This is a genomic window from Photobacterium profundum (assembly GCF_003026285.1).
Classification (GTDB): Bacteria; Pseudomonadota; Gammaproteobacteria; order Enterobacterales; family Vibrionaceae; genus Photobacterium; species Photobacterium profundum.
The window spans coordinates 1,009,309-1,024,873 of sequence record NZ_PYOD01000002.1 but is presented as its reverse complement, the minus strand read 5'-3'; the positions used below and the strand labels follow the sequence as shown (position 1 = coordinate 1,024,873).

At 41.3% G+C, this 15,565-nt stretch carries 18 protein-coding genes; 8 read left to right on the top strand and 10 right to left on the bottom strand.

Annotation, left to right across the window (positions count from 1 at the left end; translation table 11 throughout):
* Nucleotides 1–197: 197 nt before the first annotated feature.
* From sstT to C9J48_RS09325, 4 genes are all read left to right on the top strand, one after another.
* Nucleotides 198–1,433: a serine/threonine transporter SstT gene (sstT, locus tag C9J48_RS09340; RefSeq protein ID WP_006228452.1), complete on the top strand. Its 1,236-nt coding sequence runs from the start codon at nt 198–200 to the stop codon at nt 1,431–1,433.
* Nucleotides 1,434–1,536: 103 nt separating this feature from the next.
* Nucleotides 1,537–2,460 carry a LysR family transcriptional regulator gene (locus tag C9J48_RS09335; protein WP_006228451.1) on the top strand — a complete coding sequence of 308 codons (924 nt, stop codon included), beginning with the start codon at nt 1,537–1,539 and terminating at the stop codon, nt 2,458–2,460.
* 187 nt (nt 2,461–2,647) lie between these two features.
* Nucleotides 2,648–3,763 carry an adenosine deaminase family protein gene (locus C9J48_RS09330; protein WP_006228450.1) on the top strand — a complete coding sequence of 372 codons (1,116 nt, stop codon included), beginning with the start codon at nt 2,648–2,650 and terminating at the stop codon, nt 3,761–3,763.
* An 83-nt stretch (nt 3,764–3,846) separates the two neighbouring features.
* Nucleotides 3,847–5,178, top strand: coding sequence for an NCS2 family permease (locus C9J48_RS09325; RefSeq protein WP_006228449.1), 1,332 nt, complete (start codon nt 3,847–3,849; stop codon nt 5,176–5,178).
* Between the two features lie 137 nt (nt 5,179–5,315).
* Here the strand turns inward: C9J48_RS09325 and C9J48_RS09320 are convergent, their stop codons facing one another.
* A complete protein-coding gene (locus C9J48_RS09320) occupies nt 5,316–5,507 on the bottom strand; it encodes a hypothetical protein (protein ID WP_006228448.1) in 192 nt (63 codons plus the stop codon).
* A gap of 156 nt (nt 5,508–5,663) precedes the next feature.
* The gene (locus C9J48_RS09315; protein WP_036802400.1) at nt 5,664–6,557 is read right to left on the bottom strand and encodes a LysR family transcriptional regulator; all 894 of its coding nucleotides are present in this window, start codon (nt 6,555–6,557) and stop codon (nt 5,664–5,666) included.
* Between the two features lie 124 nt (nt 6,558–6,681).
* On the opposite strand from C9J48_RS09315, the gene C9J48_RS09310 reads away from it, so the two are divergent.
* Complete coding sequence (locus C9J48_RS09310) at nt 6,682–7,362, top strand: pirin family protein (protein WP_006228446.1); 681 nt, start codon at nt 6,682–6,684, stop codon at nt 7,360–7,362.
* Nucleotides 7,363–7,417: 55 nt separating this feature from the next.
* Complete coding sequence (locus C9J48_RS09305) at nt 7,418–8,059, top strand: isochorismatase family protein (RefSeq protein ID WP_006228445.1); 642 nt, start codon at nt 7,418–7,420, stop codon at nt 8,057–8,059.
* Nucleotides 8,060–8,273: 214 nt separating this feature from the next.
* Here C9J48_RS09305 and C9J48_RS09300 read toward each other — a convergent pair whose 3' ends face one another.
* Complete coding sequence (locus tag C9J48_RS09300; protein ID WP_006228444.1) at nt 8,274–9,518, bottom strand: cysteine desulfurase-like protein; 1,245 nt, start codon at nt 9,516–9,518, stop codon at nt 8,274–8,276.
* Entirely contained in the window at nt 9,502–10,158 is a 657-nt protein-coding gene (locus tag C9J48_RS09295; RefSeq protein WP_006228443.1) for a 2OG-Fe dioxygenase family protein, read from the bottom strand. The genes C9J48_RS09300 and C9J48_RS09295 overlap by 17 nt, the downstream gene beginning before the upstream one ends.
* A 318-nt stretch (nt 10,159–10,476) precedes the next feature.
* Between C9J48_RS09295 and C9J48_RS28220 the strand changes: the two genes are divergently transcribed.
* Nucleotides 10,477–10,611, top strand: coding sequence for a hypothetical protein (locus C9J48_RS28220; RefSeq protein WP_258191556.1), 135 nt, complete (start codon nt 10,477–10,479; stop codon nt 10,609–10,611).
* A gap of 51 nt (nt 10,612–10,662) precedes the next feature.
* Here the strand turns inward: C9J48_RS28220 and C9J48_RS09290 are convergent, their stop codons facing one another.
* Nucleotides 10,663–11,007 (bottom strand): hypothetical protein, encoded by a 345-nt coding sequence (locus C9J48_RS09290; protein WP_242610769.1) that lies wholly within the window; start codon nt 11,005–11,007, stop codon nt 10,663–10,665.
* 226 nt (nt 11,008–11,233) lie between these two features.
* Between C9J48_RS09290 and C9J48_RS09285 the strand changes: the two genes are divergently transcribed.
* A complete protein-coding gene (locus tag C9J48_RS09285; protein WP_006228439.1) occupies nt 11,234–11,851 on the top strand; it encodes a DUF6942 family protein in 618 nt (205 codons plus the stop codon).
* On the opposite strand, the gene C9J48_RS09280 is transcribed toward C9J48_RS09285, so the two are convergent.
* The 5 genes from C9J48_RS09280 to C9J48_RS09260 all read right to left on the bottom strand — a co-directional run bounded on the left by C9J48_RS09280 (nt 11,823) and on the right by C9J48_RS09260 (nt 15,474).
* Nucleotides 11,823–12,593, bottom strand: coding sequence for an ABC transporter permease (locus C9J48_RS09280; protein WP_006228438.1), 771 nt, complete (start codon nt 12,591–12,593; stop codon nt 11,823–11,825). The genes C9J48_RS09285 and C9J48_RS09280 overlap by 29 nt on opposite strands.
* A complete protein-coding gene (locus C9J48_RS09275) occupies nt 12,586–13,275 on the bottom strand; it encodes an ABC transporter ATP-binding protein (protein ID WP_006228437.1) in 690 nt (229 codons plus the stop codon). Before C9J48_RS09275 ends, C9J48_RS09280 begins: the two co-directional genes overlap by 8 nt.
* Nucleotides 13,276–13,509: 234 nt before the next feature.
* Complete coding sequence (gene cspE / locus C9J48_RS09270; protein ID WP_006228435.1) at nt 13,510–13,719, bottom strand: transcription antiterminator/RNA stability regulator CspE; 210 nt, start codon at nt 13,717–13,719, stop codon at nt 13,510–13,512.
* A gap of 439 nt (nt 13,720–14,158) precedes the next feature.
* Entirely contained in the window at nt 14,159–14,368 is a 210-nt protein-coding gene (cspE, locus tag C9J48_RS09265) for a transcription antiterminator/RNA stability regulator CspE (protein ID WP_006228435.1), read from the bottom strand.
* 545 nt (nt 14,369–14,913) lie between these two features.
* The gene (locus C9J48_RS09260) at nt 14,914–15,474 is read right to left on the bottom strand and encodes a hypothetical protein (protein WP_006228433.1); all 561 of its coding nucleotides are present in this window, start codon (nt 15,472–15,474) and stop codon (nt 14,914–14,916) included.
* Nucleotides 15,475–15,565 lie beyond the last annotated feature (91 nt).

The window sequence follows — 15,565 nt, the reverse complement described above, 5'->3', positions numbered from 1 at the left end:
AAATAACGCCTCAAGAAAGTCATCCATCCCATTTAAAACCCATTGGTTACCTACATCACAACAAATAAGGTTAAAAGCTTGTAATGCAAAAGTTTCTAAAAAGATAGCTGGTAATCTATCGCAGATCCTGTTAAAAATTGGCCTGAGAGCGAAATAAAACGCTCCGATATATAAATATAAAATATGCAGGATATATTATGAGTCAAACACAACCATTTTTAGCCCGAGTCGCTAGCGGAAGTTTGGTTATCCAAATTATCGTTGGTATCGTCGCAGGTATTCTCCTTGCGTCTGTAGCACCAGAATCAGCAATCAGTGTTGGTTTCCTTGGTGGTTTATTTGTTAGTGCACTTAAAGCTGTAGCACCTATTCTGGTCTTCATTCTTGTTGCCTCTTCTATTGCAAACCAAAAGAAAGGTGCCCACACGAACATGAAGCCAATCATTATGCTGTACCTATTCGGTACACTAATGGCTGCATTAACAGCAGTAGTAATGAGCTTCCTTTTCCCAACCACTTTAACGCTAGTTGCTGGCAACGCGACAGCATCACCTCCCGAAGGTATTGCTGAAGTTCTTAACACGCTTTTATTCAAAATCGTTGATAACCCTGTAAATGCACTAATGTCAGGAAACTTCATTGGTATTCTTGCATGGGCTATCGCACTAGGTTTTGCACTGCACCAAGCAAGTGATGCAACGAAGCAAGTGTTCCACGACATGTCTAACGGCGTAACATTGATTGTTCGTTTTGTTATTCGCTTAGCACCAATCGGTATTTTCGGTCTGGTTGCTAACACATTTGCTGAAACAGGTTTTGCTGCACTAGCTGGCTATGCACACTTACTTGCCGTACTGCTTGGCTCTATGGCTGTTATTGCTTTAGTGGTTAACCCTGCGATTGTTTACTTCAAAACAAAAGAAAACCCATACCCACTGGTTTTCCGCTGCATTCGTGAAAGTGGTATTACTGCCTTCTTCACACGTAGCTCTGCTGCAAACATCCCAGTAAACATGCAACTGTGTAAAGATTTAGACCTACATGAAGATACATACTCTGTATCTATCCCACTAGGTGCAACCATCAACATGGCAGGCGCTGCAATTACGATTACAGTGCTAACGCTTGCTGCTGTTCATACTATGGGCGTGGAAGTTGATATCGCAACAGCGGTACTATTAAGTGTTGTAGCAGCCGTTTCTGCTTGTGGCGCATCAGGTGTGGCAGGTGGCTCTCTACTACTTATCCCACTAGCATGTAGCTTGTTTGGTATTCCAAACGAAGTGGCGATGCAAGTTGTTGCTGTTGGCTTTATCATTGGTGTTATTCAGGATTCTGCTGAAACAGCACTAAACAGCTCAACAGATGTTCTTTTCACAGCCGCTGCTTGTAAAGCTGCTGAAGCGAAAGTGGCATCACCTCACGTTGCGTAATAAACATATTTAGCAACGTAATAGACATGAAAAGCGGTAACCATTAGGTTGCCGCTTTTTTTTGTTTCTTTATAATCTTTATACCTACATTAGAGATAAAACGATGAGTTTAGATACTAAATGGCTGGAAGACTTTCTACAGTTAGCAGAGATGCAGCATTTCTCTCGCGCTGCTGAAGCGCGTCATATCACCCAGCCTGCATTTGGTCGGCACATTCGCGCACTCGAAAAGGCAGTAGGGCAAACCTTAATTAATCGCTCAACAACACCTATTAGCCTAACACCAGCAGGACGCCAGTTCCGCACTATTGCCCGAAACATCGTTTCTCAAATGGAAGACGGTTTAAAGTTACTAAATGGTATCGAGAAGCCATTACTTAACCCTATTAGAATTGCGACGCCCCATTCGCTTTCATCGCCAACATTGTTAGATCTTATTCATCACTTAGAAGAGAGTGAAATTAGCGCTCAATTTTCAGTCGATATTTTACGTGTAGACTATGCTGTGCAATCGCTTAGTGAAGGTGACTGTGATTTTTTACTGGGTTTTGAAATTCTTTCTCTGCTGCAGCCCCCGTTTAAAAACTTGTGCCTAGGGCAAGGTGATTTCTTATTGGTATCTGTTACTGATTCACAAGGGAAAGCTAAATTCGCCCCCCAAACTGAGAGCGTACCGATTTTACGCTATAGCTCTGAGTCGTACAGCGCTCGACTAATCGAACAAAAACAGCCAGAACTCACAACGTTAAATACCTACCCTGTATTTGAATCGTCCATGTGCCAATTACACAAAGAAATGGCACTACGAGGCAAAGGCATTGCTTGGCTGCCCGATACACTCATTCAGCAAGAACTGACCAATGGTCAGCTCGTTGCGATTGATCCCAAACAATATCGTATTCCCTACCAAATCCGCTTATACCGTAATGGTTCCCCGCTACATAATGATGCCGAAACAGTATGGGAGACATTGAAAGAGCAACTTCTTACGCATTGGCAGCTAACAACACCATGGGATACGCCCTAACAGAGCACGTAGAATGGCAGTTAAATCAACGAGTTCTTTGTCATTAGTAATACGATTTCAGCTCTAACCTCCAACCTTAGTGCCATTTCGGCACTGACATATCAAAATTTGCATTTCACAGAAGGGAATTATCGATAGATACTCACACCAAAGGCAAACGATTGCGCTCAATTTCAAAAGGTTCAAAATGCAGCAAGAATCGCTCACTCTTTCAGATTTTTATCATCAATTCCCTAAGGCAGATCTGCATTACCATCTATTAGGCGGGGTTCGACTCAACACCATGCTGGCATTGGCTGACAAATACAATGTTGAATTATCAGAAATAGATGCCAAGTGCTATTACCGCGCACATCAAGAAGAAACCGGAAAAATGAAAGGTGGTATTGAAGCGTTAACCTTGCTGTATAGCTTAATGCGAGCGCCGGAAGATTACTTTCAGGTATTAGTTGAAGTAGCAGAAGATGCTCATGCTTGCGGCGTAAAATACATCGAGACATTCTGGAACCCGAGCGACTTGCCTTCAGAATATGCCAACATGAATTACCAAACAGTGACAGATGCACTCGCAGAAGCCATAGAACATGTTGAGCACACCATGGGACTGGTTATACGTTTAATCCCTTCGATTAACCGCGAGAAATCACCAGAGGCAGCAATCGACATGGTTAACGACATGATTGCCTACCCTCACCCCTATATACTAGGCATTGGTATCGACTATAAAGAGCACAATGCTTCAGTCGAAAAATTTTGGAAAGCGTATCGCTTGGCAGAGCAACACCATTACCGACTTACAGCCCATTGCTCTGAATTTGGCTTACATTGGCGAAATGTTGAAACGGGCATTGAGCTGATAAATATTGAACGTATCGACCACGGTTACACCATCATCGACAATCCAGAGTTAACAGAAAAATACGCTCAAAAAGGCGTTCCGTTTACTGTTATTCCCTCAAATACCTATTACTTCAAACAATGGCCAGAGCATAAAGATTGGTGTCAAAAACACCCTATTCGTGCCATGGCAAAAGCGGGATTGAATATCATTCCTTGCACTGATGATTGGCATATTCACAATACCACCAGCGCCAATTGCTACCGTGTAATGGTTGAAGACTTCGGTTTTGACCTTGATAGCCTGCGCGTAATGATGCTTAACAGCATTGACGCAAGCTGGATAACAGAACAACAAAAGCAGCAATGGCGGATTTCATGGTCAGAAATGTTTGATAGTTTACGGGCGAAACTGACCACAGAGCCCGTTATCCCTCAAGAGCACTTAATTCAATACCGACGTTAATTTTCACAGTCAGTATTAACCGCTCTGAAGATTAAAACCCAACATAAAACAGCATAATAAACACGACGTGCAGAGGGAATACCATGGAAACTGTCGTAAAGAAATCGACTTTTAGTCTAGCCAAATGGTTCGACTTTCAAGGAAATAAAACTAATTTAAAAAATGAAGTCATAGGCGGATTCACTACCTTTGCGACTATGGCTTACATGGTTGCAGTTGTTCCGGGCATGCTAAGTAAAGGTGGCTTACCCTTTGATACAGCGTTAACAATTACAGTACTAATGACGGTATTAACAACCGTTGCTATGGGTATATACACCAACCGACCGTTTGTGCTTGGTCCAGGTTTAGGTAGTGTTGCAATATTCTCATTCACTCTACTGGGTAACGATGTACCGTTAAGTATTGCATCTGGGATTGTCTTTATCAGTGGCGTGCTCTTTATGCTGGTATCGTTTCTAGGAGTTAGAGACTTTATTGTGCGTATTATTCCTCATAGTGTGAAAGTATCTGTTGGGGTGGGAATTGGCTTATTTATCGCATTATTGGGCTTTAAACAAGCTGGCGTTATTATTGCGGATCCAAAGAAGAATGTGCTCATCTTTGGTGATTTAGCAGCAACGAATACGTTAGTCGCCATGCTCGGTTTTTTCTTAGTGCTCTTTTTTGTGGCGCGAAAAATACAGGGTGGCATTATTATCGCTATCTTACTCACCACATTAATTAGTTTACCTCTCGGTATTACCAGCATTCCAGATAGCTTTTTTAGCATGCCAGGCTCTATCGATAGTATGTTTCTCCAGCTTGATGTTATGGGTGCACTAAGTCCTGCATATTTGCCGTTTTTACTTGCTTTTTTTATTCCTGATTTCTTCTCGACGCTGGGCACGCTTCTAGGTGTAGGTTCACAAGCGGGATATTTAGATAAAGACGGAAATCTGCCGGGCATAGAGAAAAACTTCCATGTTGATTCTTGTGCAACAACATTTGGCGCACTGTTTTCATGTCCAGTTTTAACCACTTATGTAGAAAGTTCTGCGGGTGTTGAAGCTGGCGGTCGTACAGGCTTCACTGCCATTGTAACGGCAGGCTGCTTTGCCTTAACGCTCTTTTTAGCACCACTTGCGGGCATGATTCCTACTGCTGCAACGGCCCCCGTTCTGATGTACATTGGTATTTCGATGATGGGTTCAATGAAGAAAGTAAACTACGACGACATTACTGAATACCTACCTGCGTTCGTTTGTGTCGCCATGAGTATATTTAGCTTTAATGCGGGCAATGGTATTGCCGCTGCAATGTTAGTGTACGCATTCCTAAAACTCGCGACAGGCCGGTATAAAGAGGACCATTGGTCTGTTTATGTTATCGCGGCATCAATGATTTACTACTTCTACATTGTAGCTAGCCACTAAACTACAGAATTAATCCCTTACAATACGGTGCGTATAAATACCGTATAGCTCAGATAATACAAAAAAGGTCGAGTCACTTTTCAAAGACTCGACCTTTTTGCTTGAATCCAAGCCCAAGTTACAAGCGAGGTTTACTATTAATTCTGGAGGTCTTCTACCTTGTCAGAAATGGTACTAAAATCATCCATCGCTTGATCTTTAACATCTTCATAGACATCTTGAACATCTTCGAATGACCGGGAATTTGTTAGATCAGAAAATTGCTCTTGATAATTCACACCAATATAAATACCAAAGCCAATTAACGCCAATACAATATATTTTAACATTTGCTACTCACCATTTATTTTTCTATTTATAGAGTCTATGTATCTTTCAACATAATATTCTCAATCATCTTACCGTTAATTTTATACCGTGAGCAGACTAATGGTGTGATTTTTTGACATTTTTAAAACAAATCAAGTACTAGTGTTATCACGATATTATTGTAACCGATTAGCAAACGCTATTTTCATAAAATCGAGGAATACCCGTAACTTAGGCGTTGCACCACGATGGCTTGGGTAAATCGCATGAAAATCTAATGACGGACATGACCATGCAGGTAAAACCCGCACGAGTTTATCGTCAGGATCATGGCACATATAGTGTGGTAATACGGCTATACCCATGCCTTGCTTGGCGAACTGATGCAAACTATGAAAGTCATTTGCCGTACACAAAGGTTGAACACTAATCTGTTGTGTTTGTTCATTCTTATTCAGTACCACAACATGCTTTTTTGCGCCAGCCTGATCGCTCATCAATAATACGCGGTGAGAGCAAAGTTGTTCAGGCTCAGTAAGCAGTGCTTGCTGATCAAGATATGTTTGGCTCGCATACAAGTGGTGCTGGCTTACCCCTAGCTTTCTCGAGACCAAACGTGAATCTTCCAACAACCCCACACGAATCGCAACATCCAACCCCTCTTCAATCAAATCTATCCGACGGTTAGTCAACTCTAATTGCAACTCAATATTCGGGAACTGTGCCATGAACGATGGTAATAGTGGAGCCAATAATTGCTGCCCTGTCGTCACAGATGCACTCACCCGCAAAATACCACGAGGCTCAGCCACCATAGATTGCACTGAAAGATCTGCATGTTCGGACTCTTCAATAATCCGTAAACAATGATGGAAATAGATTTCACCAATTTCTGTTACATGAATTTTGCGCGTTGTACGTTCTAGCAGCCGCACACCCAAATCACTTTCTAGCCGAGCTACCCGCCGACTCACATTCGATTTAGGTAACGCCAGTATCTCTGCAGCAGCAGTGAAGCCTCCCGCTTGTACCACGCGTGCAAAAATAACCATGTCGTTCAAATCCTGCATCTAACACTCCAATTGTTCCATTTTTAGAACAGTAATTCCCAGATTACACCATTTATCAAAATTAAAGAACAATCTATGCTTCTAATCAACGGCAACACAACAACGAGCAGAGAGGAAGTTAGCCATGGAAATTTTACGACGTGACACATTAAACCAAGGTGGATTTGCAGGTGTGCGTGAGCATCGTATGGTGAAAGCCCCCTTTGCTTTCGGACCAACAGCTAACAACGATGGCAGCTGGCCGGGGCTCGGCAACTTTGTCTACCTTGCTGATGCTCGCTTTGCACCGCACGGTGAAACCCACATGCACAGCCACCACGAAGTCGATGTTATTTCAGTCATGGTTGAAGGCCGTATCGCCCATAAAGGTTCATTGGGACACGGACAAGATTTAAATACTCATGATGTGCAGGTACAACGAGCTGGTGGTGAAGGTTTCTCACACAATGAAATTAACCCAGATACAGCATGGAACCGCATGGTGCAGCTTTGGGTACTACCTGAAACTAGTGGTCAAGCAGCAGACTATAAAGTGTATCAACCTGAAGATGGCACACTCAGCCGTATTTATGGTGGTTCAACAACTGCCGACACTTTCCCTGCCAAAACACAGATCAGTGTTGCGGTATTACGAGCTGGCGAACAGCTCTCTCTCGACAGTACATATTTAGCGTACTTAACCAAAGGCACAGCAACCGCTAATGGTGAAATCGTACAAGACGGCGATTTATTGCGCGGAGATTACTTACAAATTGAAGCACAAGACATAGTGCAGCTAATTGTGATTCAAGCAACAACGGCATAGTAAACATTAGATTTTATAAAGAAAGCATATATATCAATCATCAAGGAGAGTCACCATGAACACACAAAACAAATCTGTTTTCGCTGAGCGCCTAACCCCAGGTAATGCCGTGATTGCGATGATCGATCATCAAACCGGTTTGCTTCTCAGCTGTCGTGACCAAGATGTACATTTAACGAAAGCCAACATTCGTGGTTTGTGCAGCATGGCTAAGACCTTAGATTTGCCTTCGGTGATCACTGCAAGCATGCCGCAAGGGCCAAACGGTCCGATCATGCCCGATATTCTCGAACTATTAGGTAATAATGTGATAGAGCGTTCAGGTGAAATCAACGCATGGGATAACACTGATTTCAAAGGTGCTATTGAAGCGACAGGTCGCAAGAAAATCATTATGGCAGGCGTAGTGACAGACGTTTGTTTGATGTTCCCCGCTATTTCTGCCGTGGCTGATGGTTACGATGTGTATGCTGTGGTTGATGCATCAGGAACGTGGAATGAAACGGTGCGTAATGCAGCAATGATGCGTATGACGCAAGCTGGGGTAAAAGTTACCACTTGGGCAGCAGTGTTAGCTGAACTCATGCATGATTGGCGAAGTGAAAAAGGGATGGAGCTAGGTGGTGTACTAGGAGAACATACATCTTACCAGTGGGTATACGACAGCTTTTTAGCTGCACAGCCCAATTCAAAGTAATCCACCGAGTACACACCGAATAAGGCAATTAATACCAAACCATCAGCGGTACAAAACAGCCCTGAAGTAAACCTTCACGAGGTAGACTTGCAGGGCTTTATCGTTATTTTAGAAATTTATGGTGAATGATTTATCAATACCTATAAATTTCAAGCCTGTGACATCGTTTGAATCTATTTATATCTTATTGTTTTTATGTTTATCTTTATAAACGTTACTTCTTTTTTATTAGAAATGGCGCTAACTCAGTAAATAGTGAATCAATTTCATCGATCGTGTTGTAGTGCATTAAACCAATGCGAATAACACCACCGTTATCCATCACACCTAACTGTTTACATAACCCTTGAGCGTAGAAATGACCATTCCACACACACATGTTATTTTGCCCAAGATGTGCCGCAACATCTGATGGCATTACATCATCAATTCGTATAGCAAAGGTTGGTGTGCGCTCACTTAACTGGTGCGGGCTATTAATTCCGTAGAGACTAACGTTACCAAACTCTGCAAGTTTGCTTAAAAAATGATGACTAAGGGCTTTTTCATGCTCTTGATATTGAACAAAACTCGTTAATAAGCGTTGACGTAACGATGCATCTTGATCGCCCCACTGTGCAAGATAATCCACCGCAGCAACGAATCCAGCTAACGCCTCAAAACTTTGTGTGCCCGTTTCAAACCGTCCGGGACCTTCATCTGTCGCAGGTTCAACTTTATAAGGTTGTAATGTCTGTAACCACTGGGGAGCAATGTAAGCAATCCCCACATGCGGACCAAAGAACTTATAGGCTGAACACACTAAATAATCACAATCAAGATCTTGTACGTCCACTAGGGCATGTGGCGCATAGTGAACCGCATCAACATAAACTTGCGCGTCAACAGCGTGTGCAGCATCGATTAATCGCTTCACATCCACTAAAGAGCCGCTCGTATTCGAGGCATACGTTACGGCAACCAAACGGGTTTTATCGCTAAGCAAAGATTCAAAATGATCATAATCTAATGTGCAATCATCTTCGTTCACCCGTACTTGGTGAACAATTACACCTTTGTCTTCTGCGGCTTGTTGCCAGCTAGACACATTTGAATAGTGATCTAATGCTGTAACGATCACCTCATCACCTACTTGCCAATCGCGACTAATCGCACGACTTAATTGGAAGGTAAGTGAGGTCATATTTGCGCCAAACACAATATTGTTGGGTGACGCTGCACCTAATAATGCTTGAGCCGATATTCTCGCTTCTTGCATCAAAGATACGGTTACTGAACTTGAGAAAAAAGAACCACCCAAGTTAGAGTTGTAGTGTCCAAGATACCCTACCATTGCATCTAAAACAGACTGAGGAACTTGTGATCCGCCAGGACCGTCAAAAAAGTAAACGGGCTTATTATTGACAGTTTGATGTAAGGCAGGAAAGGCAGGGCGAACAGCACTAGGCGTGAAGAGCATGAGTAGCCTCCTTTGCAGTCAGTACAAATAAATCAAGATAGCCTTGCTCATCTTGCTTTACCGCTTTAATTGGACGAGCGTTATGCCATAGTTGGTTATCCGCCAGAATGGCAACTTCGCCCTGTTGTAACGCCATGCTTAAAAATGGGATATCTGTTTTATCTCGATAAACCATGAATTCGCCACCTTCAATGTTATGACGGTCAATACCAATCACGGCAATATGATTAAACCCATCTTGATGAACACCTTCTGGTGCAACTTGTGTTTCATCATTGATTGCAGCAATACGAATTTGATGAATCTCGATCTCTTGCTCATCAGACAGTACGTTGGCATTTTTAAAGACTTCACACATCTCAAACATACCGGCGCTACCAAGCATGCTTTCATCTAATGGTTCAAAGCTTCGGCAAACATTTCCTTGAAAGGTATTAACCTCATCAGACTGCATAAAGCGACGTTTAGGCATAGCTTGAACTTTGCCATTACTTACTCTCACAATTGAATAACGACGTAATCGATATTCACCATCAGCGTGATCAGTTTTGGGTAATTGGTCGAATGATGGAGAAAGTTCTTTTACAGCCTGTCCACTTAATTGAGTCAGTTGTAGAGTACGATCTAGCGTAGAATTCATATCATCTTGTCCTAATGCTTGCTTAAATCCCTAGCAAAAACCAACATTCTGTTTAACGCTTAAGAATGTTATTCGGCGCCGCCACTTTGTAACAATTCGATTACAATTAGAATTAAACAAAAAACTGCAAAAGCCAAGTAAAGACAATTTAAATTTCGATTAAAACAAATAATACGAAATTATAAACCACTATTTCACATTAAATCAGATTAACACTTCAAATTAAGCATCTACACTAGCGTAAAACTAGATGGGTTCACCAATAAAACCGTAAACCACTAATAATTAACAACTAAAAATCATCACATAGAGAATGTAATGATGTATTCAGCAGCTAAAAAGCAGTGCATTATTCTGTTTGTGAGCAAGCGCCCATTTATAGCCTTTGTAGAACATACGATGAAAAATGATGAGATTGGAGGTGGAATAAATAAGAAGGAAGGGAAAAAATAGGCATCAAACGTACATGTCTAATGCCTACTTTATACATCTCTGAATATCATATTAACGACGTGGACTGTCTACATAATCATATCGGTCACCCGATTTCTTATAAAAAACGTTATCAACAATAGCGTAAGAGACACCAGCAATCACTGCAAAAGTTGCAATCTCAGGTAAACGAGAACGGTGATAATAGCGATTACGTGGCGGCTGAACGACCACAACAGTATTGTGATGATGATGATGTTTTTTCTTCTTATATTTCGGCTTTACGACCACAACAGTATTATGGTGATGGTGCTTTTTATGCCCTTTACCGTGCCCTTTGCCATGTCCCTTATCTGCCCAAGCGTACGAAGGAATCGCGAATGACATCATCAAGAAAATAGAAATTAATAATTTCATAAAATGCTCATAAGTAATTTTTATTATGAACATGGTACATTTGAACCTTCGGCAAGTGTCATGCCAAAGTCAGTGCCGTGTTATGAGATCGACAGAATTGGACAAAAACATAGCGAATAAGTTCCATTCTTTGCTAAGAATCTATTAAAAACGGCTAGTTATAACTACTATAAAACGCTCTGGTTCAGACTAGATTAAGAGCAATTAAATGTAACAAGGAGTTTCGATGAAACAGCGTATTGGTCTTGGGTGCCCAGAATGTCAGATTGCAGTGTACATAGAAAATACTCCAGCCATGATGAACTACCAATCATTAACTGAGATAACCCCAGTAATGCCCGGTGAGGTTACCGCTATTGGGGAAGCCTGTGGCAATGGCTGGAGGAAAGTTTTTAACGTTTACGCCAAATTACTTTTCACGTTAGATACAAGGCTATTTAACCTTGTCGAGTCTACGTCGTGCTGGCAAGATTATCGTGACCAATTATTGCTTCAAACAAATAGCGATACGGCATTGCTGTTCTCACCACCAGCTTTATCTCCACAACCTGAATTGCCTCCATCATCTGAACCATTTTCACCAGAAAAGCATGCTCAACAATCTTTCCATATCATTATGGGACGAACGTATGCTAAACGGCTCGTTAGCGAAGGTAAATTAACAGTCTCACTCACTTGGCTTGATCACGAATTTGCCATAAATGAAGAGCATAGAGTGGTAGTGTGTCCTTACTTTGATTATCGCCAACTTTCTAATCTCAAAATTGAAAAATTGGCAAATATTATGGCATCAATGCAGTCTCTGCATTCAACCTCTATATCATCAATTGCCCGTAACGGTTGAAAGCATAACGGCTCACAAGCGCTAAACAAGTTGTTACCGATAATACACCGGCAATGAAAATCGCCACCATAATGACAAGCTGATATTTCACAGCAAGCAGTGGTTCTGTTCCACCAAGAATTTGCCCTGTCATCATGCCTGGCAAACTCACAATTCCCAATGTTGTCATCGATGCGAGTTGAGGCGCAAGCGCTGCTTTTACAGCCGTACGAATAAAAGGTTGAACCGGGTTAGGCGCCCCTAAAGTAAGATAAAATTGATACTCATTTTGTTTATCTCGTAAGCTACTATGCCAGCGTTCCAACGCTAATACGTTGGCAGTTAAGCAATTACCTAATAACATTCCTGCCACTGGAATCATATATTGCGCTTGCCACCAAGGTTCAGCTTGGATCACTCCCGCTAACATAGCCGGTAAGACAACCAATAATGCGACCCCCTGCCCTAGCAATACTGCTGGAAATACTTTCCGCAGATTAACTTCTGCTCTTCGGCAAATACTATAACTGGCAACAAACGCCATGATAGACAGCCAAATAATATTCAACGTTGGGTTTTGCCAAGTAAATAACGTTTGTAAATACATGCCAACAATAGCAAGTTGTAACGTCATTCTTAATACCGCTTCAACAACAGCACGTGTTAAGCCTAGCTGCCAACGATGAAATAAAAATAAGGGCAATAATAGCAACAGGTAGAATGCAGCTAAGGCGACATTCTGAATATTGGCCACACTATCCATTATTTGATTCCATATGATACAGGTGATCACTCGATGCCAACCACACAGGGTCATGTGATACAGATATTCGAGTAGGGGCAAGTTTGGCTAGCAATTCAATGATAGTGTCACGACTTGTGCCATCTAATGCTGATGTTGGCTCATCTAATAACCACAATGGTCGCTGCATTAATACAGCACGGGCGATAGCAATACGTTGCTTTTCACCACCAGAAAGTAAATTAACATCAGTGTCTAATGATTGTTTCAGCCCTACTTGTCGCAAAGCATGAATACAAGCTTGATCACTTGGTTCAGTTGCGGCGTCTTGACTCAATAGTGATGTTTCAGAAGAAGGAGAAGGCACGTTTCTTATCGCATTTAGTGTCCAAGGTAACCGCAGTACTTGGCTAATGGTTTCAGCCCCCATAACAGGCTGCTGTGGCAAATAGCAAAATTGTTGTCGCCACCAAGTGAGTCTGTCGACCAAGACGGATTGTCCCTGCCAGAAAAAACTTCCACTATTGGGTTCTTTCAGCCCAGCTAAGACCATTAATAAGCTCGTTTTTCCACATCCTGATGATCCAGATATGGCAAGGTGTTCGCCAGACTTAACGGTTTTAGTCAGTAACATACCGCTTTTAGTTTCAAGCCCAGAACCTAACTGATTAATTGATAGCAAGATATCTGTATTGTTTGTCATATCCCCTCCGCAATACGATTATACCCAGTAACCTCAAGGTGCAGAATTAAGGGTGATCTCAGCGCGTTTTGTTAGGTACAGTGTACAAAATAGAAGGTTATGACTCAAATTGATAGGAATCATTACAAACATGAAGGAAAATGATGGGTGATTCAAAATAACGTTAATTTTGAATTTTAGATAAAAAAAATGCCGGCTAAGCCGACATTTTTATACTGTTACATAGACTCTAAATTAAAGAGCAACTACGTTAGCAGCTTGAGGACCTTTCTGGCCTTGTTCAACGTCAAAAGAAACTTTTTGACCTTCAGCAAGAGTTTTGAAGCCTTCAGAAGCGATAGCACGGAAGTGAACGAATACGTCAGCGCCGCCGTTATCTTGAGTAATGAAACCGAAACCTTTCTCTTCGTTGAACCACTTAACGATACCAGTTGTGTTAGACATAATAGTCTCCAAAATTTTCAATAAAATAATTCGCAAAAATGCGTTTGTAGCCGAAAAAAGAATTATCTATGTGAACGAAACTTATGAGTGGAAACCTTCATGACAACTTACTGGGTAAATCGGTACAGCGAAGCTTTTCTAAAACATAATGTTGCATATAAATAAGGTCTGAATTACAGGCCGAGACACATATTACCACAGAATATACGGTTGGGTAGCTTTATTTACCGAACATCCCACAAATGTGACTAAGTGCATATTAAAGTTTTCACATAACTATTTTTTTATATATAAATCAACAAATTGAACGTATTTAGCAACCACGGATGATCGGTGATTAAACACACAGAAAGGATTTGGTATAAAAGTGGGTATACAAATAGCAGATAAAAAAAATGCCGGCTAAGCCGACATTTTATACTGTTACATAGACTCTAAATTAAAGAGCAACTACGTTAGCAGCTTGAGGACCTTTCTGGCCTTGTTCAACGTCAAAAGAAACTTTTTGACCTTCAGCAAGAGTTTTGAAGCCTTCAGAAGCGATAGCACGGAAGTGAACGAATACGTCAGCGCCGCCGTTATCTTGAGTAATGAAACCGAAACCTTTCTCTTCGTTGAACCACTTAACGATACCAGTTGTGTTAGACATGATAGTCTCCTAAATTTTCGAAATAATTCGCAATAATGCGGTTTTAGCCAGAATAGAATTATTTATGTGATGATAACTTATGAGTGAAATCTTCAAAAACAACATACTTGAAAAGCAGTGCAGCAAAGGTTTTCTAAAACATAATATTGCATATAAATAGGTCTGAATTACAGCCGGAAAGAATAATAGCATCCTAAAAGGATTTGGGTAGTCTTTTTTGTTTTTTATGTGGCAAAAAATCAAAAAAAGCACACATATTCTGATACGCGCCTACGGAAATACCTATATAACAGAGACTTAAAAAAACACCATAAAGAACCTGAAAACATAAGGGTCTTACTGTTCGCCTCTTTATTAAGCATTTTCACCTTTATATCTCTGATTAATAAAAGTGAAATAACGTAATAATCCCGTTCTACACCATATAATCTACCTAGCACAGCAGAATCTGATGTCCATTTATACCCAAATCACCTCAAGATGCAGAATTCAGAGTGTTCTCAGCGTGTTTAATTCAAGGGAAATGTCTGTAGGAATGGCATTCTTTAATGCCTAAAACCACCACCTAAACGTCCACGCATCATTACTGGTGCGCTTCCCATACGAGACTGAAATTGGGAACGATGATCAGCATTTAGGTTAGCTCTCAATTTATCACTATCATTAACCTTCTGAGCAACTTTATCTTTATCTACACTTTCGAGGCGGTCTTTGGCTGTCGATGGATCATTCAAATGCTTTTCTCGTGAATCAAGTACCTTGTTGCGCTTTTCTTCTGGTAGGCTGCTCCAATGTGTTTTGAAATCAGATTTCAATGTTGTTAAATCTGGTTTCTCACCATTCTCTTTCCAATTTGCCACGTTATCTTTTACTTGTTGCTGTTTATCTTCGTCTAGATTATTCCACCAGCTATTAAGTACTTCATCCCACTTATCATCAGAATCACAGCACCAAGGATAGTTATCGGCCCAGTAATAGTAGTAATCGTCATACCACCACGACCCAGTGTAGTAGTTCGCATTATATGAAGAGGAGCTGCCGTTATTAGCGCAAGCAGTGAGAGACAAGCTAAATAGAACAACCAATAGTTTTACCAATCGCTTCATTATCAATTTCACCTTCATTTGCATAGCACTGTAAAAGATGACCAAGATCACACTGCATGGCTATAAACCGCCTCTAAACACGTAGCACACG